This is a genomic window from Pseudomonas chlororaphis subsp. aurantiaca, assembly GCF_013466605.1.
GTDB classification, from domain to species: domain Bacteria; phylum Pseudomonadota; class Gammaproteobacteria; order Pseudomonadales; family Pseudomonadaceae; genus Aquipseudomonas; species Aquipseudomonas chlororaphis_I.
Window position 1 is genome coordinate 5736285 of record NZ_CP059162.1, and the last position, 21259, is coordinate 5757543.

The window sequence follows — 21259 nt, forward strand, 5'->3', positions numbered from 1 at the left end:
ACCCCATGCAAGCCTGGCTTTACCTCACCACCGTGAATGCGGACGACGACTCGCCCGTCACCTGGTGGCAAACCGACTGCGAGCCGGTGCACGGCACGCTGCAACAGGCGGCGGTGCTGGCCGGCCTGCGCCTGACCCTGTTGCTGCCGGCCGAAATCGCCAGCCACCACCGCTTCGACGTACCGCCGCGCAGCGGCCGCTGGCTACAGCAAGCCATCCATTCGGTGCTGGAAGAACGGCTGCTGGACGATCCCGAGCAGTTGCATCTGGCCCGCGGGCCGTTGCAGGCGCGTCGACACTGCCGCGTGTTCGCCCTGCAACGCCAGTGGCTGGAACAACTGCTGGAACGGCTGGCCCGCCATGGCCTGACGGCCGAGCGCATTCATGTCGATGCCGACTGCCTGCCGGACAGCCAGGCGCTGGCCCTGCGTTGCCAGGAGCGCTGGCTGATCGGAGGGGGCTGCCAGCAACGCCTGGCACTCGATGACCAGGCCCTAGAAGAACTGGCCCCGCTGCTGCCCGACAACCTGCAACGCAGCGAGGAAACGCCCTGGCCGCTGTTGGCCCGGGGCAGCACGCAGGCCATCGACCTGCGCCAGGGCGCGTTCGCCCTGCGCAGCCCGTCGCGCACACCCTGGCGGGCGTTGCTGGCGATCCTGGCCATCGCCTGCGGCGCTCAAGTGGCACAGGACGCGAGTCATCGCTGGCTGCTGCAACACCAGACCGCCGAGGTGACCGAGGCCAGCCTGGAACTCTGGCGCCAACGCTTCCCCGACGAGCCGCGGGTGATCGACCTTGCCCGCCAGGTCCAGGCCCGTGCCCGGCAGGCCGGCCAGCCCCGGCAAAGCCTGGCGCGCCGGCTCGACAGCCTGGCCAGCCAATGGACCAACAGCGACGGCGGCGATACGCGGATCCGCCGGCTGGACTACCAACAGGCGCAAGGCTGGACCCTGCAAGTCAACGCGCCGGATTTCTCCACCCTCGAACGTCTGCGCGAAGCCCTCGCGCAGCAGGGCGCGAACGTGCAGGCCGACTCGGCCGTGCTCGCCCCGGACGGGGTCAGCGCCCGCCTGAAAATCACGGACTAAACCATGACCACCCTTTTCAATCGTTACTCGAACCGCTGGCAGCAGCTACCGGCCCGCGATCGCCTGGCCCTGAAGCTGCTCAGCCTGTTCCTGGCGGTGACGCTGTTCTGGACCCTGCTCTGGAATCCGCAGCGCCAGGCCCTGCGCCAGGCTGAACAGCAGTTCCAGGAGGCCCTACAGTTGCAAACCGATCTGCTCAAGCTCCCTTCGTCCACCCAGGCCCGCGGCCAACAGGCCAACAGCCGCACCCTGGCCGGCCTGATCACCGCCAGCACGGCCGCGGCCAACCTGAGCATCGAACGCATGGACAGCGAAGAGTCCGGACGCCTCAATCTCAACCTGGGCGGCGCGCTGCAAGACTTGCTGACCTGGCTGGACGAGGTGGAAAACCAGGGCGTCAACCTGGTGTCGCTGCAATTGGAGGTCGACCCTCAGGCCCTGGTCCAGGCGCGCCTGACCCTGGAGGCGAACTGATCCCGCCCGCCGCTCAGCGGGCGGGTTCCTCATCGACCCGCTCAGTACCCAGCAGGCGCGGGCCCCAATCCTCGACCGCCGCCAGTTCGACCCGACGCTCCAGAGTGCGGCGCCAGGAAGGCACCAGCGGCAGCTCCAGGCACAGACGAATCTCCTCCACTGCCACCTCGCGGGAAAACAGCACCGCGCTCAAGCGCGACAGCGGCCACTGCTCGAAGGGGCGCTCGACCTGCTGCAACACGTCCCCGGCGCTTACGCTGCCCGCTTCCAGCACCCGGTAATACCAGCCGGTGCGCCCGCTCTGCTGGACTCGCAGCGACATGTCTTTCACGGCAAAGCGGTCATTGAGTTTCCAGCACGGCATGCGTCCCTGGGACACCTCCAGCAACACGCTGCCAACCCGGACACGGTCGCCCAGGCAGACGTTCTGCTCGGTCCAGCCGTGGCTGCTGAAGTTCTCGCCAAAGGCGCCCGGCTGTTCCAGCAACGCGTGCGGCCCCAACTCGGCGGCCCAGGCGGCGTAATGCTCGCGGGGGTAGTGATGAATGGCTTTTTCCGTGCCGCCATGCACCCGCAGGTCGCCCTGCTCGTCGTCCAGCAGGCCCAGCGGACCGACCTGCAGACTGCCGGTGCGCGGGGTCTTGGCGATCGCGCTCATAGACCCCGGGCGGCTGTAGGCCACGGCGCGGCCGGTCAACAGGGCATCGAGGGTTATACGCTCAGGGGTCATTACCTTACTCCATGGTTTCATCGGCGAACTGATGTTCCCGGCAGATCAACTCAAGCGCCGACATCGCTGTCGGCGCCCTTTCGTTCACGGCATGCACTCAGGCTTTTTGGGTCCGCGGCAGGAAGATCGCCAGCAGGCCGAACAGTGGCAGGAACGAGCACAGGAAGTACACGTACTCGATGCCGTGGATGTCCGCCAAGTGGCCCAGTAATGCCGCGCCGATCCCGCCGAAACCGAACATCAGGCCAAAGAACACCCCGGCGATCATGCCGACGTTGCCCGGCACCAGCTCCTGGGCGTAGACCACGATGGCCGAGAACGCCGACGCCAGGATGAAGCCGATCACCACGCTGAGCACGCTGGTCCAAAACAGGTCGACATGGGGCAGCAGCAGGGTGAACGGCGCCACGCCGAGGATCGAGAACCCGATCACCGCCTTACGCCCGATCTTGTCGCCGATCGGCCCGCCGAAGAAGGTCCCGGCCGCCACCGCGCCGAGGAACAGGAACAAGTGCAGCTGCGAGCTGGCCACCGACAGGTCGAACTTCTCGATCAGGTAAAAGGTGAAGTAGCTGGTGAGGCTGGCCATGTAGAAATACTTGGAGAACACCAGCAGCCCCAGCACCATCAGGGCGCTGAGCACCCGCCCCTTGGACAGGCCGTGGGTCGCCGCCTGGCCCTGCTTGAGCTTGAACAGCTTGAGGTGGTTGGCGTACCAGCGGCTGATGGCGTAAAGCAGCGCCACGGCGAAGACCGCCAGCAGGCCGAACCAGGCCACATTGCCCTGGCCGAAAGGAATGATGATCGCCGCCGCCAGCAGCGGGCCGAAGGCGGTGCCGGCGTTGCCGCCGACCTGGAAGCTCGATTGCGCCAGGCCATAACGCCCACCGGAAGCCAGCCGCGCCACCCGCGAGGCTTCCGGGTGGAAGGTCGAGGAGCCGACACCGATCAGCCCCGCCGCCAGCAGGATCAAGGCAAAGCTGCCGACCTGGGACATCATCAGAATGCCAACCAGGGTGCAGATCATGCCCACCGGCAGCAGGTACGGCTTGGGATGGCGGTCGGTGTAATAACCGACCCAGGGCTGCAGCAGCGAGGCCGTGAGCTGAAAGGTCAGGGTGATCAGGCCGACCTGGGTGAAGGTCAGGTCGTAGCTGGCCTTGAGCATCGGGTAGATCGCCGGCAGCACCGCCTGGATCAGGTCGTTGATCAAATGCGCCAGCGCCACCGCGCCAATGATGCGCAGCACCAGGGGGCTGCTTTGAGAGGCCGAGGGAGTCGCCACGGAGGCCGACTGAAGGTTGCTGATAGCCATGAGAGTTTCCGTACAGCAGATGGATGCGCAGTTGCAGGGGCGGCCAATGTGCCATTTTTCGGTGCGCCGCGGCTATCCCCTTAGCTTGCTAACGACTTGAATATTTTTCCTGAACAGGGCATTGCCGTACCTGGGCCGATAGCGGCTGCGCCAATGGCGACAGGGGTTCCGTTGGGCTTGCGAGCTGTAGCCGCTGCCGCAGGCTGCGATCGGCGGCGTAACCGTCGTAAGGCTGTTAAAGGTCGACGCACTGGCGAGATTGCCCACCCTCACCGACCAATCACCGCCTCCGGAAAGTCCGCTTCCAGTTCGGTTTTCAGCCATTGGATAAACCACTGCACATCCGCCGAAAGCTCTGCTGACGGGGTTAGCACCCGATAGCTTTCCAGCTTCACCTGATCATCCAGTACCCGCACCAGCCTGCCCGCCTTGAGTTCCTCGCGTACCAGCACCTCGTTGGCCAGGGCGATGCCCTGGCCGCTTTCGGCCACCGACAGCGCATGGTCGTTGTTCACGTAGATCAGGTCGCAGGTGAGGTGGATATCCAGGCCGTTGGCGGCGAACCACATGTTCCACCACTCGCCATCGTCGAAGTGGATCAGCTCGTGCTTCACCAGGTCGCTCGGGTTGTGGACGGGTTCGATGCTGGCCAGGTATTCCGGGCTGCAGATCGGAAATACCCGTGGGCAGATCAGCGTCGCCCGCGAGCCGGCGTATTGCCCGTCCAGACCGTAGGCGATGCCCAGGTCGGTGGTCTTGGCGTCCACTTCGGTGAAGGTCGAGTTGGGCTCGATGGCGAACTTCAGGCCGGGGCGCAAATGCCGCATGGCCTCGAGCCGCGGGGTCAGCCAGCGCTTGGCGAAACCCGGCACCACCATGATCCGCAGCCAGCGTTCGGCGGCCTTGGGCTGCACCTCCTTGCCGGCCTCGATGATCAGTTGCAGGGCCGCGGCGATCTTGCGGTGGTACTTCTCCCCGGCCGGGGTCAGGGTGACGCCGCGCGACGTGCGCTCGAACAAGGGCGTGCCCAGCCATTCCTCCAGCAGCTTCACATGGCGGCCAATGGCCGGCTGGGTCACGTGCAGGGCTTTCGAGGCTTCGACATAGCTGCCCAGGCGGGCGGCGGCATCAAAGGCACGCACCGCGTTGAGCGGTGGCAAACGGTGCTCAGGCATGACTGGAGACGTCTTTAGCTATTAAATTATTTAACAGCTGCTATGTTAAAATTGAAGTTTCGCCCCCGCAACCCCTCACTGATAATCGCCCCCAGCAGAACAATAAAGAGCCTGCAAGACCGGCTCGCCACACACCCGAACACATCTCGATCCTGCCCAGAAAAATAATATCCATGGCCTGGCCGCGCGGCGTCTTGCAGACGCTTGCCAAGGGCGATGGGGGAATCGGAGGTTACGCATGAATGCCCTGCATTCGCTGCAAACGCTGGCGGTGTCTATCCGCGCCGTACGCAAAGTCTACGGCGATCCGCACACCGGGCCAGTGGCGCTGAAAGGCATCGACCTGGACATCCGCGACAACGAATTCTTCACCCTGCTCGGCCCGTCCGGCTGTGGCAAGACCACCTTGCTGCGGATGATCGCCGGGTTCGAATTTCCGACCCAGGGCGAGATCCTGCTCTACGGCGAAAACATCGCCGATCGCCCTCCCTTCCAGCGCCCGGTCAACACGGTGTTCCAGCACTACGCGCTGTTTCCCCATATGAGCATCGCCGAGAACCTGGCCTTCGGCCTGGAATCCCAGCCCATGGGCAAGGTATTGAGCAAGGCGCAGATCGCCGAGCGGGTACGGGAAATGCTCGCCCTGGTGCAGATGGAACGCTTCGCCACGCGCAAGCCCGCCCAACTGTCCGGCGGCCAGCAACAGCGTGTGGCCCTGGCCCGCGCCCTGGCCCCCCATCCCAAGGTGCTGCTGCTCGACGAACCGCTCTCGGCCCTCGACCTCAAGCTGCGCCAGGCCATGCGCGAAGAGCTGAAAAGCATCCAGGCCAGGACCGGCATCACCTTTATCTTCGTCACCCACGACCAGGAAGAAGCCCTGACCATGTCCGACCGCATCGCTGTGCTGTCGGAAGGCGAGGTGCAGCAGGTCGGTCGCCCCGAGGACATCTACGAACGGCCGCGCAACCGCTTCGTCGCCGACTTCATCGGTGAAACCAACTTCATCGACGCCAACGTGACCCGCGTCGAAGCCGGCCTCGCCTGGTTCGTCGGGCCGGCCGGGCATCCGCTGCCCGCCCAGCCGTGCAGCGACATCAGCGTCGGCGCGACCGTGGCCCTGTCGGTCCGCCCCGAGCGCCTGCACCTGCTGCCACAAGGCAGCGAAGGCGCTCTGCCCTGCCGGATCGAGGCGCAGATCTACCTGGGCACCGACCTGCAATACCAGGTCAGCCTCAGCGACGGGTCGCGCCTGACAGTGCGCACCCCCAACAGCGTCGACCAGAGCCAGCGCTTCCCGGTGGGCAGCCAGGCCGGCCTGTTGTTCGACCGTGGCAGCGCCAGCGTCCTGCTGGATTGAGCACGAGGGTTCGTCATGCACACATCATCGCTATCCAACACCCTGGAACGGCGCAAGGCCTTGCACAGCTTCCTCGGGGTCAGCCCGGCGCTGCTGGCCATCGCCCTGTTTCTGCTGGTGCCGATCCTGATCGTCATCGGCTACTCGCTGATGCAGGCCAACCCCTATGGTGGGGTCGACCCGGTCTTCAGCAGCGACGCCTACACCGCTCTGCTGTTCGAACGGCAACTGGACGACAGCCTGGCCTTCGCCGACTCCTACCTGATCATCGCCCTGCGCTCCATCGGCATCGCCGGGCTGACCACGGTCATCACCCTGCTGATCGGTTTCCCGGTGGCGGTGTGGCTGGCCATGCAACCGCCACAGCGTCGCGGCCTGCTGATCTTCCTGATCACCGTGCCGTTCTGGGCCAACCTGCTGATCCGCACCTACGCCTGGATTCTGTTGCTGCGCAGCAGCGGTGTGATCAACAACAGCCTGATGGACCTGGGAGTCATCCACGAGCCGCTGCAGATGCTCTACACCGACGGCGCGGTGCTGCTGGGGCTGGTCTACACCTACGCGCCCTTCGTGGTGCTGCCGATCTACGCGACCCTGGAAAAAATGGACACCCGCCTGCTGGAAGCCGCCCAGGACCTGTATGCCGGGCGTATCCGCACCCTGCGCAAGGTGATGCTGCCCCTGGCCAAGCCGGGAATCCTGGCCGGCGCCATCCTCACCTTCGTGCCTTGCCTGGGGGCGATGATCGCCCCGGAACTGCTGGGCGGCGGGACCCGGATGATGCTCGGCAACCTGATCTTCCGCCAGTTCAGCGATGCCCGTAACTGGCCGTTCGGCGCCGCGCTGTCGCTGGTGCTGATGGCGGCGGTGATGCTGGTCCTGACGTTGTATGCCCTGCGCGCCCAGCGCCAGCGCGTTGCCCGGGGAGGTGTGTGATGCTGCGCCTGTTCAAGCGAAACGGCCTCGGCGTACAGGACTTTCCTGGCTTCGGCGGCTTCAGCTTCCTGTTCTACCTGTACCTCTACGCGCCGATCCTGGTGCTGGTGGTGTTCTCCTTCAACGCCAACCAGTCGGCCACGGTCTGGACCGGCTTCAGCCTCGACTGGTACCGCGCCGCCTTCGCCAACCAGGCGCTGCGTTCGGCGGCCGGCAACAGCCTGCTGATCGCCGTGTGCGCCAGCATGATCGCCACCGCCATCGCCACCCTGGCGGCGCTGGGGACCTCCCGCGGGGCGAAGTTCAAGGGCCTGCAACTGTCCATGGGCGCCATCATGCTGCCGCTGGTGCTGCCGGAAATCGTGGTCGGCGTGGCCACCCTGGCGCTGTTCTCCACCATCGGCCTGTCCCTGGGCTACGGCAACCTGATCATCGCCCATACGGTGTTCTGCATTCCGTTCGCCTACCTGCCGATCCGCGCGCGGCTCAACGACATGGACCTGTCCCTGGAGCAGGCCGCGGCCGACCTCTACTCAGGGCCGTGGCGCACCTTCCGCAAGGTCACCCTGCCACTGCTGATGCCGGGGATCGTCTCCGGGCTGATGCTGGCCTTCATCGTCTCGCTGGATAACTTCGTGATCTCGATGATGGTCTCCCAGGCCGGCACCACCACCTTGCCGATCTTCATCTTCGGCCTGTTGCGCATGGGCGTGACACCCGACGTCAACGCCGTCTCGACCCTGATCCTGGGCGTCTCGGTGCTGTTCGTCAGCCTCTCTTATCTGCTGGGCAAAAAACACGCTTGAACCTTCCACTGACCTTGGGGAAAAGACATGAGCAAGTTGATCGCAAGCCTCGGTACCTCATTGCTGCTGAGCCTGCCACTGGGTGTGCACGCCGCCGAGAAACTCAACGTGGTGAGCTGGAGCGGCTATTTCTCGCCAGAGATCCTCGCCAAGTTCCAGAAGCAGACCGGCATCGAGGTCACGGTGGATTCCTACGACTCCAACGAAACCCTGCTGGCCAAGCTGAAACAGGGCGGCACCGGCTATGACGTGGCGGTCCCTTCGCACCAGTTCATCCCGATCCTGGTCAAGGAACAGCTGCTGGAGCGCTTCGACCCGGCCAAGGAGCCCTACTATGCCGGCCTCGTCGACCACCTGAAAAAGCCCACCTGGGACCCCGAGGGCGCCTACTCCGTGCCCTTTATCTGGGGCACCACCAGCGTGGTGCTCGACGGCGAGCGCTACAAGGGCCCGGCCGACAGCTACAAGGTGCTCTACCAGCCGCCGGCCGAGTTGCAGGGGCGGATCAACATGTTCGACTCGGTCAGCGAGGTGATCGACATGGCCAGCCTGTACCTGGACATCCCGCTGTGCAGCGAAGACCCCAAGCAGATGCAGCAGGTGCTGACCCTGCTCAAGGCGCAGAAACCCTTCGTCAAGACCTACAGTTCCAAGGCCGGCTCGATCCGCGAGAACCTGGCCTCGGGCGAGATCGACATGTCGATGTTCTGGGGCGGCTCGTCGATGCGCGCCCGGGAGATGAAACCCAGCCTGAAATACCTCTATCCCAAGGAGGGCGTGCTGGCCTGGGTCGACAACATGGTCATCCCCAAGGGCAGCAAGAACCCGGCGAACGCCAAGGCCTTCATCGCCTTCCTCAGCGAGCCTGAAAACGCTGCGATGACCCAGAACTTCCTCAAGCACCAGAGCCCGGTCAAGGGCGTGGAAAGTTTCCTCGACGCCGGCCTCAAGGACGCACCTGAACTGCACATTTCCGAAGGCACCAAGGTGGTGTTCAGCCAGACCTGCGGCGAAGGCGCAATCCGCCTGGCCGACCGCCTGTGGACCAACCTGATGCGTTGACCTGTACCGCCCCGCCAGCCTGGCGGGGCGCTTCTCCAGCCGTTTGAAAGGCAGCCCTGCCATGACTTCCAATAACATCAGCGAACTGGTCCTGCTGCAGGCCCACGAACTCGCCGAACGCATCCGCTTGCGCCACGTTTCGTGCCGGGAAGTGATGCAGGCTTATCTTGCCCATATCAAGCGGTTCAACCCCAGGGTCAACGCCCTGGTCAGCCTGCAACCGGCCGAGCAACTGCTGGCCCAGGCCGACACCCGCGATGCCGAACTGGCCCGCGGGCAATACCGTGGCTGGATGCACGGCCTGCCCCATGCGATCAAGGACCTGTCCCTGACCCAGGGCATCCGCACCACCCTCGGCTCGCCGCTGTACAAGGATTTTATTCCCCCGCGCGACGGCATCATGGTCGAGCGGATCAAGGCCGCCGGGGCGATCATCATCGGCAAAAGCAACACCCCGGAATTCGGCCTCGGTTCGCAAAGCTACAACCCGCTGTTCGGCGCCACCGCCTGCGCCTTCGATGCAGGCAAGACCGCTGGCGGCAGCAGCGGGGGCGCCGCCGCGGCCCTGGCCATGCACCTGGTGCCAGTGGCCGACGGCAGCGACATGATGGGCTCGCTGCGCAACCCGGCGGCGTTCAACAACATCATCGGCTTCCGCCCGTCCCAGGGCCGCGTGCCCTTCGACGACAGCAGCGACCTGTTCTTCGACCAGCTGGGCTACGAAGGCCCCATGGGCCGCAGCGTGCGCGATACCGCGTTGCTGCTGTCGGTACAGGCCGGCGCCGATGCCCGGGCGCCGCTGTCCATCGCCGAATCCGGCACGGCCTTCACGGTCCCGCTGGAGCGCGACTTCAAGGGCACCCGGCTGGGCTGGCTGGGGGACTTCAACGGCTACCTGCCGATGGAACCGGGCCTGCTCGCGCTGTGCGAGGCGACCTTTGCCGACTTCGAAAGCCTCGGCTGCCGCATCGAACCGGTGCAACCCGATTTCGCCATGCCGCAGTTGTGGAGCTGCTGGCGCACCTTGCGCCACTGGATGGTCGCCGGCTCCCTGGGCACGGCCTATGCCGATCCGCAACAACGTGCGTTATTGAAACCGGAAGCCCGGTGGGAAGTGGAAAACGGCCTGACGCTCTCGGCCAGCGAGGTGTTTGCCGCCTCGGTCCAGCGCAGCAACTGGTACCGGGCAATCTCCCGGTTGTTCGAGGATTTCGACTACCTGCTGCTGCCCAGCGCCCAGGTCTTCCCCTTCGATAAAACCCTGGCCTGGCCCCAGAGCATCAACGGCGTGGCCATGGACACCTACCACCGCTGGATGGAAGTGGTGATCCCCGGCACCCTGTCCGGCTGCCCGGTGGCCAACGTCCAGGCCGGCTTCAATAAAGACGGCCTGCCCATGGGCCTGCAGATCATCGGCAAGCACCAGGCAGACTTCGCCGTCCTGCAACTGGCCCACGCCTACGAACAGGCCAGCCGCTGGTTCCAGCGCTGCCCATCGCCATTGCTACAGGAGGGAATTGGATAAACGGTTGATAGCGTAGATAATTTTTTTATAAAAAGCGCTTGACGCCTTACCGTTCTACGCGAATAATGCGCGCCACTTGGCTACATAGCTCAGTTGGTTAGAGCATAGCATTCATAATGCTGGGGTCCGGGGTTCAAGTCCCTGTGTAGCCACCAAGTACCGATCCATAGATGTCTACAGCAGTCTATGAATCACCTCAAGAAGCCCGCCTCGTGCGGGCTTTCTTGTTTCTGGCTGTCCACCTCTATCTACACCTATCCTTCCCCACCGTGTATGCCCACGTGTATGCTTCAGAACTAATTGAACTGGAGGCATACACGGATGAAGCGCGCCGATATCAAGCGACGTCCTCTCGCTGATACAACACTTTCCAGCCTGGAGCCTGAGGCCGGGGCATACCGCGAACTAGACAGTCCTGGGCTGTATTTCAGAGTCAAACCAAATGGCCAAAAATCTTGGGAATTACGCTACAAGAAACCGGACGGCAAATGGTCTTGGCTAGGTCTCGGCGGCTATCCAGAAGTAAGCGGCGCCTTCGCTCGACAGAAAGCGGCAGAGCTGCGAGCTGACGCCTCAGAGGGCAAGAACCCAATCATCTCCAAGAAGGCTCGTCAGGCGGCTGACATTGACGCAGCCAATGACACCTTCGAATCACTAGCCAGGGAATGGCATACGTCTCGCCTCAGCGGCTGGGATGCTGGGACTGCCAAAAGGATACTCGGCGCACTCGAACGCCACGTGTTCCCCTCGCTAGGTAAACGCCCCTACACCTCAATCATGTCTATGGAATGGATGGAGCTATTGAGAGGACTTGAGCGCCAGGGGATTCTGGAACAGATGAGTCGCGTGAGGGCTTACTGCAAAGATATCTATGACCTGGCTCGTGTAACTGGCAGAGCCGTCAACAATCCCTTGGAGGGCGTGCATAAGTTTCTGTCTTCGGGAAAGGCAGAGAACTACGCTCATGTCTCTCCTGACGAGCTTCCTCAGTTACTCAGAGCGATACGTTCCTATCCGCATGCCAAAGATGTTCAGCTTGGCCTGCGGCTGTTGACACTGATGGCAATCCGTCCCAGCGAACTTCGCGAAGCTCATTGGGTGGAGTTCGACTTCGACAAGAAACTGTGGACAGTGCCTGTCGAACGCAAGGGACGTAAAAAAGGCCGCGAACATCTGGTGCCGCTATGCACTCAAGCCATAGATGCCCTATTGGAGCTTCGGCAACTTACCGGGGCGTACTCTCTCCTATTTCCAGGCAGAAGCGACCGCACCAAACCCCGAAGCGACACTGTATTTCTCATGGCACTCAGGCGCCTTGGTTACGAAGGCCGCCAGACCGGTCATGGCTTCCGCCACATCGCCAGCACCATCCTCAATGAGCATGGTTACCCCGCTGACCATATCGAGGCCCAACTCAGTCATAAGGCACAGGGAGTCCGGGGGATCTACAACAAAGCCCAGTACCTTGAGCAGCGTGTAAAGATGATGCAGTGGTATGCAGATCACCTTGATGCCTTGGAAGCAGGCAATGTCGTGCAAGGCCAATTCGGAAAGGCAGTATGAGTACACATACCCAGCCCACCTCTAAAACCGGTGTAACGCGTGTGACACGTGTAACGGAAAACACCAACCAATTGAATTTATTGTGTTTTTTTCGAGTTACACCGCGACCACCTCAACGATACACCGAGTGTAACGACACCAAGTCGTGTAACGAAAATCCGCCTCCTTCAGCCCTGCGGGCGGTGACGTCTTCATATGTGCATCGCTGCGACTGCCCTCCAGCTCCGGGGCGACGGGGTGCCCAACATGCCCATTGAACCGAGCACTGGAATAGAGAAGCTGGAAATCGCAGGGATCGACGTAAAGTGCTTAATCCAGGACATGGACGACGTCGAACGTGCCGCTCGCGAATTGGCCCTCTATCGCCAGTTCAGCGAGCACTTCCGACAAGCATTCGACCTTATCGACGACGCTACTTCATTCTGGCTTGAGGATGGCTCCTACGCACTGCGTGCTGAGCCAGTCACAACAACGGTCTTTGAACTACGTGACGTCATCAATGACCATGCCAGCATCGCGGGAGCAGCCTCATTACCAAATGTCATTCGACATCTCCCTGGCTTCAATCATCAAGCTACAGACTCGCAACTGGCAGCGACCTTTGCTCTCGTACTTGGCACCGAAGCTGTAGAGGTACTCGGAAACTGGTTGTTCGAACTTGAACTTGCGACCTACGACATCGATGCAGAACTGCTAGAGCAGTTGAGAAATGAGTCGCCCCGCCAGTATCTAGCCCTGGTCGAAAAAGAACGATTCCGCCGCAGTGGAACCGAAATCAAAGCGCGAGAGCGATTCGCTGAATTGCTGGGTGAAGCCAAACAGACCCTATCGATGGCAGTACTGTATAGGCAAGCGGAGAACATCGACGTATCCAAAACTGGCTTCAACACATCCAGTCTGATACACCAAATGCTCGACGAGGCTTTCTCGGCAAAGGCATCAAAGCGTGGTCATGAAGCCGGTAAGGGAAACCGAGATCCTGAATCAAAAATACAATCGGACACGATGCATAGGCGCGCGAATATCAAGACAGCGGCCGAAAAAATCATCAATGGCCGCTTGATTGAAAAGCGCAGTCTGAGCGATGCAGAGCTAACCAATCTGCTTTTCGACCAGAACGTTCATGGAACTAAAAAAACCATCAGAGACCATCTGAACATTCTGGGTCTTAGACCCCTCAAGTGAAAAAAAAGGGAGCGGACACTGTCCGTTCCCCCTCCCCTACGTAGCGTATGGCCTGTTGTCTCTTTTCACTCAGGTTAGGCTCGCTATGAATATTGCATTAAAAACCATCGCTTCTCATGACCCAGCATCGACCCTCATCCGAATGCCTGAGGTCATTTCAATCGTAGGGCTCGCACGCCCAACCATCTACAAGCTCATGCGCCAACCGGACAGTGGATTCCCAATGCCGGTGAAGCTCAGCAACAGCAACGCCCGAAGCGCTCCGGTTGCATGGGTTTTGGCAGAAGTTCAAGCATGGACACGAGCACGCATCGCTGCCCGTGATCAGGTGGCCGCATGAGCCGCAAGATCGCCAACAAAGCCCTGATGCACCCGTTTTCCATTCTTCGCCAGATCGGCTTTTCGCCCCGCCTCATGCAACGCCTGGAGCGCTACCGCAGCCAGCAGGACAAACAAGGTCGTGTGGTCAGCGTACTCAGTTGGGCTGATGGCACCTGGTGCGCGCTTTCCCTGCACTGCGAGAAGACCGGGGCGGTGATTGTCGACGAGGGCCAGCAAGCGGAAGCCTATGAGGATGCCCGCTCGATGCTCCAAGGCGGCTTCCTGCCCCTGCTTTCCCTGCGCTTCGACTTTCATGCCTGAAACGAAAACGCCTCCGGGGGCGATCCGGAGGCGTTGAGGTAAATCTACATGCCCGAACAATTTATGCCACACCCGAAAAATCCGCAAGTCATCCCCATAGTTGCACTTTCGAAAAACGGACGTTACTCTCTGGCCGTCGCTGCAAAATCAGCGACCGGGTTTAGCGGCCCGAGTACATACAGGCGCACAGGCGCCCCCATACCGATTGCAGGCGCTTTTTTTGTGCCCGCATTCCCGTTTTATGGTGGCTGTGCGTGGGAGACCTTCGGGTCTGCCGGGGTCCTGTATGCCCGGTCCGCTAACCCGCGCACAGCTGCCACCCAAATTCGTTTAGCGGCGAACCGTGGCAGCTCCTCACATACAGGAGTTACGCCAGATGAAACACGCCCTCAATCCGTCCAAAATTCGCGCCGCTGCACACCGCGCAATGGCTCTCGCCGCTTTACACGCCAACTCCAGCCTCGCTACTCGCCTTGCCCGTTACAACGCCCATATGGTCAAAGCTCGCGCTCTCGAAGCCGCAGGCGGTGCCCAATGAACTCCTCCCTCAGCTTCGCCTTGCCCGAAGACCTGCTCTGCGTCAGCAAAGACATCGAGAAGGGTGTCCCTGTTGATGCAATCACCTGTGCTATCAACCGCGCAGAGTCCGTACTGATGTTGCTTGAGGACCATTTCGAAAGCGAAAGCGACAGACCACGCCTAGCCAATCACGTCCTAGCTGCGGTTATTTGGGATGTTCGGGGCACCCTGGGATTGATCAAAACCCTAACCCTGCACGGTGACACCACGTCTGTTCCGATGGATCAGAAAGGCGGTGCGCTATGAACGCTTCCACCACGCTGGGCCACGCCACCTTTTCCCGCGTCAACGCTACCGACCTGAAGTTGTTCCGGGTGAACGCCGGTGTGCCGGTCGAGGACGCGTTGGAGATGGTGTCATTGCTTCAGCATCACGCAAACCAACTCAATCTCGACGCCGCCATGAGCGACAACGGCGAGCGCTTCAGTTGGGCCGCCCTGCACCTGGGCGAGATGGCCAAAGCACTGGTCGACGACATCAACGACGCGTTGTTTCTGCCGAGGGCTGATACATGAGCCAACGCCCAAACAGCACCGCGAAACGTCCGAGCTTCGCCGACGTGAAAGCCGCCGCGCTGAAAGACATTGATCGTGTCTTGTCGCACTGGCTGCCCAACGGCAAGCGGGTCGATGGAGGCAAGGAATACACCGCCCCCAATCCGACCCGCACGGACAAACGTGCCGGGTCGCTCAAGGTCAACTTGAGCAAAGGCACCTGGGCGGATTTTGCTACCGGTGACAAGGGTGGCGACCTAATCGATCTGGTGCGTTACCTCGACGGCGGCACAGACGTCGAAGCCTGCAACAAGCTGGCGGATATGCTGCACGTATCGGCAGGCGCCGCGCAATCGAAGCCTGCACCGAGCAAAAGCAAAGCACCGGAATGGATCGCCATCCAACCGATCCCAGTCGAGGTCATGAACAAGTGCCCGGCCAAGCACCGGCAACATGGCGCGCCCTCCAAGGTGTGGATCTATCGCGATGCCCAAGGCCAGCCGCTCATGGCGCTTTATCGCTTCGACCTTGGGCCGGACGAAGACGGCAAGCCAAGGAAAGTCTTTGCCCCGCTGACCTGGTGCCAACGCGCCGACAGCCAAACTACTCAATGGCGTTGGCAAGGTCTGCCCGATCCGCGCCCCCTTCTGTGCCTGGACGAACTATCGCAACGGCTCGATGCACCTGTCGTACTGTGCGAGGGCGAGAAAGCCGCCGATGCCGCTGCCGAGCTGATGCCAAGCTACGTGGCGACCTGCTGGCCGAACGGATCCAACTCTTGGCATAAGGCAGACCTGACGCCGCTCAAAGGGCGGTCTGTCTTGTTGTGGCCGGACAACGACTCCAGCGGTCAGAGCTGCATGGAGGCCGTCGCGGAAAAGCTGTGTGAAATCGGCGCCGCCTCAGTGCACGTACTCGCCCTGGACGTCTTCAAACGCAAGCCCACGCTCAAGAATGGCAAACCGACCTTTGCCAAAGGTGGTCAATGGGACGATGGCGACGATGCGGCCGATGCCATCGGCAAAGGCTGGACCGCCGCCCACTTCGACGCGCTGGAAAGCAACGGTGATCTGTTCGGTGTGATCGAAGAAAAGGCGGTGGTTGCCCAGGTGGAACCCGAGCCGGAACCGAAGCCCAAAGCAGCAGCCAAGCGACCGGCAAAACCGAAAAATGACCTAATGCCAGGTGGCTTTCGCCTGACGTCCGAAGGCGTGTTTTATGCCGGCGATGACGGCGAAGCACGCCCGGTGTGTTCGCCGCTGGCGATCCTTGCGCGTACCCGTGACGAGAAGGGCCACAACTGGGGCTTGCTGGTCGAGTTCGACGACCCCGACGGCACCAAGAAACGCTGGAACATCCCGGCGCGCACCATGACCGGCGACTTCGGCAAGGACGTGCTTGGACCTTTGGTGGACATGGGACTACGCCTCGCCGGTAGCCGTTCGGGACGCAACGCACGCAACGACCTGCAGAGTTACCTGGGCAGCTTCGACAGTGCACAACGTGCGCGTCTGGTCACCCGTTTGGGTTGGCATGACAGCGCCTTTCTGCTGCCCGAGCAGCAGGTCGGCGTGCACTCGGAACAGCTGCACTTCTACGAGGCCGGCGCCCAGCTTCCTCCGATCAGCGAAGCGGGCACTTTGGAACAATGGCAGCAGCAGATCGGCGCGCTGTGCATCGGTAACCACCGCTTGGCGTTTGTCGTCGGTGTGGCCTTTGCCGGTCCACTGCTGCACATGCTCGGCCATGAGTCGGGCGGTTTTCACCTGTACGGCGACAGCTCTGGCGGCAAGACCACTCACCTGCAAGTCGCCGCCTCAATCTACGGCGGACCGCGTCTGGTGCGATCGTGGCGCTCGACCGACAACGCACTGGAGTCCATTGCCGCCGCGCATTCCGACGGTCTTTTAGTGCTCGATGAGATCGGCATGTGTGACGCCCGAATCATCGGCGAGACGGTGTATATGCTCGGCAACGGCACCGGCAAGGCCCGCGCCAATGATCGAGGCCAAGCGGGCCGACAGGTGCAAGAGTGGCGCTTGCTGTTCCTCTCCACCGGCGAGAAGACCTTGGCCCAGCACATGGCCGAAGCCAACAAGGAGCTGAAAGCCGGCATGGAGGTGCGCATGCTTGCCGTTCCGGCCGATGCCAGCAAAGGCCTCGGCATGTTCGACACGCTGAACGGATTCGAAGATGCAGCAGCACTGTCAGACGCGCTCAAGGCACGAGTAGGAAATTACTACGGCACCCCGCTCACCGCCTTTCTGACGGCACTCTGCGAACCCGGCAAGCGCCACGGCTGGGTCGCGATCCTGCGCCGTACGCTAGAAGGCTTCATCGCTCAATCGCTCCCAGCATCTGCCAGCGGTCAAGCGCACCGCGCAGCTGCTCGCTTCGGCCTCGCGGCTGCCGCGGGCGAACTGGCCACCGCGATGGGCATCACCGGTTGGCCGGACGGCACGGCCACCACCGCCGCTCGCGTGTGCTTAAGCGCATGGCTGAACGAGCGTGGCGGCGCCGGTAACTTCGAGGGCGACGCGATCTTGGCGCGGCTGCGCCAGGTCATCGAGCGCTTCGGCGAAAGCCGCTTCACCCGTTGGGAATCGGCGGCGGCCAAGATCGACGAACACGGCCCGCGCACCATTGACCGACTTGGCTTTCGCAAGACGCTGGAGCACGGCATGGGCGACACCATGCACACCACCAACACCTATTACGTGCTGACCGAGGCATGGCGCTCGGAAATCTTCCGAGGCATGAACCTCACCGCCGTGAACAAGGAGTTGTTGCAGCGCGGTGTGCTGGAACCCAGTAGCGACGGCAAGGCGTCGAGTCTGGTCAGGTTGCCCGGCCTGGGGCCCCAGCGCTGCTACATCGTGAAGACGATTCCGGGAACGGATGAGAGCGAGGCTCGGGCTGCCTGAGGGTATCTCTGCTGATTGAGGTAGCGCCGGCTTATTCCCGGCCTCGCCAGCCGCTCATTCAACCCAAACCCAATTTGAAGGAACAAGACAGATGAACGAATTCCAAGCTTCTACCGAACAACACGAACTGCTGGTCAGCGAACTGGACAGCCGGGAGACCACCGGGCTTGCACAGCCGATTTCGGAAAGCATTACCGCGAGCGATCTATGCGAAAAGAAGCAACGGTTGATCGACGAGATCGACCAGCTGACCGTCCGCCGCGATAAATACCTGAGCGAGGCTGAAGAGCACTACGCCAAGATGGCGCCGTTGGAAGCGCTATTGGAAGGCGACGAGGTCATGGAGGCGGACCGGTTGATCGAAATCCGCACCGAGCACAGCAGGCTGAAACTTCCGTACGATTCCAGTAAACACCATGCTTGGCTCATCGACGCTCAGATCACTCGACGCGAGCAACTGCTCAATCACAAAACCTTGATGGCGGGTTACACCGACTCGATGGCGAACTGGAAAGCCGACGAGCAAGAGCTCAACGAAAAACGCGACAGCCTCAGCACCCGCTTGGAACAGATCCAGCAGCAAGCGGTAGAAGACATGGCCAAAGCCCGGCAAGCCGAAACCGATGCCGCCACTGCCTATGCGCAGGCCGTGGCCTGGGGCGATACCGAGGGCGAAAAGAACGCCAATGCCGACGCGCAGAAGGCCGCGAAAAACCTTGCGACGGCCATCGAACACAATCGTCGCCAACACCTGATCATCGCCGCGTTGGAACAGGAGCTGGCAATTGTCGACCGACACATTGCCGAGGCGCAAAGGGAACACCTTGCCATCCAGAGAACAGCCATGTTGCTGGCACGGACGGTATTGGAAGAACAGTGGAACGAAAAAGCGCAGGCGCTATTGGATTTCGGCGCAAAGCTGTGGGCTGTCCAAGGCATGCTGGGGGGTGATCAACCCAGCCTCAGGAGGCTGGTGCTTCCTGAAGCAGGTGGAAGCTTCGCCAAATGGAGCAGCAGTGAGCTGTCGGAGCGCGCACTCAAGTTCACTGTAGAAGACATCCTCTCGCTGTAACCCGCTGAGCCACCTGAAACAGCCTACGCACGTAGGCTGTTTAGAGCATCGTTAGGATATAGATCATGATCACGCAAATCCGAAGCAGCACGAGCTGGAGCGACTCCTTGAAGGCGCGCAAGAAGCATTTGACCGAGCTGATGAAAATCGTGGACATCAAAACGGGCAAAGTCTCGAATGTTCAGACACTAACGGTCAACTTGATCAAGAGCGAAATGAGCTTCATCGAAGACCAGTTGCAGGGTCGAAAATAAGCTGAACTCCATGCTGTAATACAATTCAAATAGATATCGTCAAAACACTAAACAGGGAATGCAAATGTCCAAACTTGCCGAATACCGTCAGCTTGAAAAAGACCTCGCCGAACAACTCCAGGCTTTGGAGGCACTGAAAAGTGACGGCACGTTGAAAAAAGAAATCGAGTTTGAAACCAAGCTGCGCGAACTGCTCGATAAATACGGCTTCAACCTCAAGCACATCATCAATCTGCTTGACCCACAGAGCAGCTCGCGCCGCCAAGCGCCTGCTCAAACGACCAGCACTCGCAAGCCTCGCCAGCTGAAGACTTACAAAAACCCACACACCGGTGAAGTGGTTGAAACCAAAGGCGGCAATCACAAGACGCTGAAAGAGTGGAAAACCAAGCACGGCTCCACCGAGGTGGAAAGCTGGTTGAAAATGTAACCACGATCCATCAGCAAGGGCCAAAAGGCCCTTTCTGATGGATTATCGTAGGACAGACATGCACCTGCCTAATACTTCTTCATTGCCTATAATCACAACATTCAACCTTTTCCTAGCGCGGGTAATGTTCTGGAAAAGCATTTTGGTCATATTATAATAGGCCGCCCCCTTATAATATAATCCGCCATCTGCACCATACGAAAAATACTGATCGATCGGTATCGCGACACCGTCAAACTCTTGCCCGATAACCCGATGCGATGTTTTTTTGGCGACGGCACAATACTTTTCGTGATGTTCATTTCCGTATTGAGAAGGAGTAAAGCGCAGCACTTCCCACTTACTCTCATTCAATGTATCAAGATAGTATTTTGCATCCTCTAAATTATTAAAATAGCTAAGCTCGATATTGCTCGTACTTGACAACTGGATATTTCTCCCACTATTAAAAAGAACCCTTATGAAATTTGCAATTTCTTTGTTTGTGCGAATTTTTTCGGACAACTTGTATACTACCAGATTTCTTATACCACTTATTGACGCATCTATATCGCTTCTCTCTTCCCAACTAGCTAAAGTCTGAAGCTTGTCATAAGAGAAAATACAGCTTCCGTTCGACGCCTGAACCTTATCTACAATATCCTTTAACTGATGAGGGCGAACACGCTGAGCCTCATCAACGATAACAAAATCATATTTCGCCAAATCATAAGACAAGTAGCTTTTTATGGGAATAATATTCCACCCCATTCCCCTTAACGCAATCTGCCCATCGTTTAACTGCCCACAATGGATAATAAGATTAGTTCTCTTAATTTTCGAAAGCTGTTTCGAAATATCATATACAAGCAGAGTTTTTCCAGTACCAGCACTGCCTATCACAGAAATAAATCTCACCATTTTCGGAAGAGTTAAATACCGTATAATTCGGCTCCTAATCTCCTCCTGCTGATGAGTTAAAAAATACTCATCACGCAAGAACTTCTGAGTAGAGTTGAAAGGTGAAACCAAGTAATCAGATGGATCAAAAAGATCATCAATAACTTCCTCGTGGTTTATCTCCTGAGAAACAAGCAGATCTCTCAAAAAACCAAAATCGACCTTTACTAGGCAGCTGTCCTCCCGTAGATAATACAGTACCATCACATCCGAAACATAGGTAAAACAATATACATATCTACCAACACAGGATAAATAATATCTATTTCGCACCAACTGATCTTTTATTTTTTCTTCTGGGCAGGTTTTTTTAAGTTCAACATTAATAATTTTATCCCTCCCAAACCTTAATAAGTCGAACTCCTTACCTATTTGGGGGATTTGATAACCAACGTAAAACGCAGAAAAAACATTAGCATCACCTGATAAATCATACAGCCCGCCAACTAGCCCTTTAAGATCTTCGATTTCTGCCGGCTTTATTTTTATATCATAATGAGCTAAAAACTGATTAAACACAGGAGACGCCAGTGAAGTATTAGCTTGAACTAAAGACAGGATGTTTATGTGTTTCACATCATACCCCGAAAATCCAATTAAAAATTTAATTTCACTTTCTTAACCTGACGACCATGGCCATTCAAGGTCAGGATCGGGATACCATTAAACTTTCCTAAAACACTCCTATCATAGAAGCAATTAAATCAAG

Annotated in this window: 22 protein-coding genes and 1 tRNA gene; 19 read left to right on the plus strand and 4 right to left on the minus strand. The window is 59.6% G+C overall.

The annotated features are described in order from the left end of the window. The first annotated feature begins 5 nt into the window (after positions 1–5). Positions 6–1088: a type II secretion system protein GspL gene (gene gspL / locus H0I86_RS26180; protein WP_180922705.1), complete on the plus strand. Its 1083-nt coding sequence runs from the start codon at positions 6–8 to the stop codon at positions 1086–1088. A gap of 3 nt (positions 1089–1091) precedes the next feature. Further along, positions 1092–1562, plus strand: a complete 471-nt coding sequence (gene gspM / locus H0I86_RS26185; protein WP_009050809.1) for a type II secretion system protein GspM — start codon at positions 1092–1094, stop codon at positions 1560–1562. A gap of 13 nt (positions 1563–1575) precedes the next feature. On the opposite strand, the gene H0I86_RS26190 is transcribed toward gspM, so the two are convergent. The 3 genes from H0I86_RS26190 to H0I86_RS26200 all read right to left on the minus strand — a co-directional run bounded on the left by H0I86_RS26190 (position 1576) and on the right by H0I86_RS26200 (position 4782). After that, a complete protein-coding gene (locus H0I86_RS26190; protein WP_180922706.1) occupies positions 1576–2292 on the minus strand; it encodes an MOSC domain-containing protein in 717 nt (238 codons plus the stop codon). A 97-nt stretch (positions 2293–2389) separates the two neighbouring features. Then, positions 2390–3607, minus strand: coding sequence for an MFS transporter (locus H0I86_RS26195; RefSeq protein ID WP_180922707.1), 1218 nt, complete (start codon positions 3605–3607; stop codon positions 2390–2392). Between the two features lie 269 nt (positions 3608–3876). Next, positions 3877–4782, minus strand: coding sequence for a LysR substrate-binding domain-containing protein (locus H0I86_RS26200; RefSeq protein ID WP_180922708.1), 906 nt, complete (start codon positions 4780–4782; stop codon positions 3877–3879). Between the two features lie 238 nt (positions 4783–5020). Between H0I86_RS26200 and H0I86_RS26205 the strand changes: the two genes are divergently transcribed. The 17 genes from H0I86_RS26205 (at position 5021) to H0I86_RS26285 (ending at position 19611) form a co-directional block, all read left to right on the plus strand. Next, on the plus strand, positions 5021–6139 hold the full coding sequence (locus H0I86_RS26205; RefSeq protein WP_180922709.1) for an ABC transporter ATP-binding protein: 1119 nt from the start codon (positions 5021–5023) through the stop codon (positions 6137–6139). Between the two features lie 15 nt (positions 6140–6154). Next, positions 6155–7075 carry an ABC transporter permease gene (locus H0I86_RS26210; RefSeq protein WP_180922710.1) on the plus strand — a complete coding sequence of 307 codons (921 nt, stop codon included), beginning with the start codon at positions 6155–6157 and terminating at the stop codon, positions 7073–7075. After that, the gene (locus tag H0I86_RS26215) at positions 7072–7881 is read left to right on the plus strand and encodes an ABC transporter permease (protein ID WP_162096075.1); all 810 of its coding nucleotides are present in this window, start codon (positions 7072–7074) and stop codon (positions 7879–7881) included. The genes H0I86_RS26210 and H0I86_RS26215 overlap by 4 nt, the downstream gene beginning before the upstream one ends. A gap of 27 nt (positions 7882–7908) precedes the next feature. Further along, positions 7909–8943 carry an ABC transporter substrate-binding protein gene (locus H0I86_RS26220; protein WP_180922711.1) on the plus strand — a complete coding sequence of 345 codons (1035 nt, stop codon included), beginning with the start codon at positions 7909–7911 and terminating at the stop codon, positions 8941–8943. Between the two features lie 61 nt (positions 8944–9004). Beyond that, complete coding sequence (locus tag H0I86_RS26225) at positions 9005–10468, plus strand: amidase (RefSeq protein ID WP_180922712.1); 1464 nt, start codon at positions 9005–9007, stop codon at positions 10466–10468. Between the two features lie 78 nt (positions 10469–10546). Continuing rightward, a tRNA-Met gene (locus tag H0I86_RS26230) sits at positions 10547–10623 on the plus strand. 166 nt (positions 10624–10789) lie between these two features. Then, the gene (locus H0I86_RS26235) at positions 10790–12031 is read left to right on the plus strand and encodes a tyrosine-type recombinase/integrase (RefSeq protein WP_180922713.1); all 1242 of its coding nucleotides are present in this window, start codon (positions 10790–10792) and stop codon (positions 12029–12031) included. Positions 12032–12277: 246 nt separating this feature from the next. Beyond that, the gene (locus H0I86_RS26240; RefSeq protein ID WP_180922714.1) at positions 12278–13216 is read left to right on the plus strand and encodes a hypothetical protein; all 939 of its coding nucleotides are present in this window, start codon (positions 12278–12280) and stop codon (positions 13214–13216) included. 85 nt (positions 13217–13301) lie between these two features. Continuing rightward, a complete protein-coding gene (locus H0I86_RS26245) occupies positions 13302–13556 on the plus strand; it encodes a helix-turn-helix transcriptional regulator (RefSeq protein WP_180922715.1) in 255 nt (84 codons plus the stop codon). Then, positions 13553–13858: a hypothetical protein gene (locus H0I86_RS26250; RefSeq protein WP_010457909.1), complete on the plus strand. Its 306-nt coding sequence runs from the start codon at positions 13553–13555 to the stop codon at positions 13856–13858. Before H0I86_RS26245 ends, H0I86_RS26250 begins: the two co-directional genes overlap by 4 nt. Positions 13859–14234: 376 nt before the next feature. Then, a complete protein-coding gene (locus tag H0I86_RS26255) occupies positions 14235–14396 on the plus strand; it encodes a hypothetical protein (RefSeq protein ID WP_180922716.1) in 162 nt (53 codons plus the stop codon). Next, complete coding sequence (locus H0I86_RS26260) at positions 14393–14683, plus strand: hypothetical protein (RefSeq protein WP_180922717.1); 291 nt, start codon at positions 14393–14395, stop codon at positions 14681–14683. The genes H0I86_RS26255 and H0I86_RS26260 overlap by 4 nt, the downstream gene beginning before the upstream one ends. Continuing rightward, complete coding sequence (locus H0I86_RS26265) at positions 14680–14952, plus strand: DUF3077 domain-containing protein (RefSeq protein ID WP_180922718.1); 273 nt, start codon at positions 14680–14682, stop codon at positions 14950–14952. The genes H0I86_RS26260 and H0I86_RS26265 overlap by 4 nt, the downstream gene beginning before the upstream one ends. Then, the gene (locus tag H0I86_RS26270; protein ID WP_180922719.1) at positions 14949–17855 is read left to right on the plus strand and encodes a DUF927 domain-containing protein; all 2907 of its coding nucleotides are present in this window, start codon (positions 14949–14951) and stop codon (positions 17853–17855) included. The genes H0I86_RS26265 and H0I86_RS26270 overlap by 4 nt, the downstream gene beginning before the upstream one ends. 229 nt (positions 17856–18084) lie before the next feature. Beyond that, a complete protein-coding gene (locus H0I86_RS26275; protein ID WP_180925915.1) occupies positions 18085–18927 on the plus strand; it encodes a chromosome segregation protein SMC in 843 nt (280 codons plus the stop codon). 65 nt (positions 18928–18992) lie between these two features. Beyond that, positions 18993–19181, plus strand: coding sequence for a hypothetical protein (locus H0I86_RS26280; RefSeq protein ID WP_180922720.1), 189 nt, complete (start codon positions 18993–18995; stop codon positions 19179–19181). A gap of 64 nt (positions 19182–19245) precedes the next feature. Then, complete coding sequence (locus H0I86_RS26285) at positions 19246–19611, plus strand: histone-like nucleoid-structuring protein, MvaT/MvaU family (RefSeq protein ID WP_180922721.1); 366 nt, start codon at positions 19246–19248, stop codon at positions 19609–19611. Between the two features lie 42 nt (positions 19612–19653). Here H0I86_RS26285 and H0I86_RS26290 read toward each other — a convergent pair whose 3' ends face one another. Beyond that, a complete protein-coding gene (locus H0I86_RS26290; RefSeq protein WP_180922722.1) occupies positions 19654–21126 on the minus strand; it encodes a DNA/RNA helicase domain-containing protein in 1473 nt (490 codons plus the stop codon). Positions 21127–21259 lie beyond the last annotated feature (133 nt).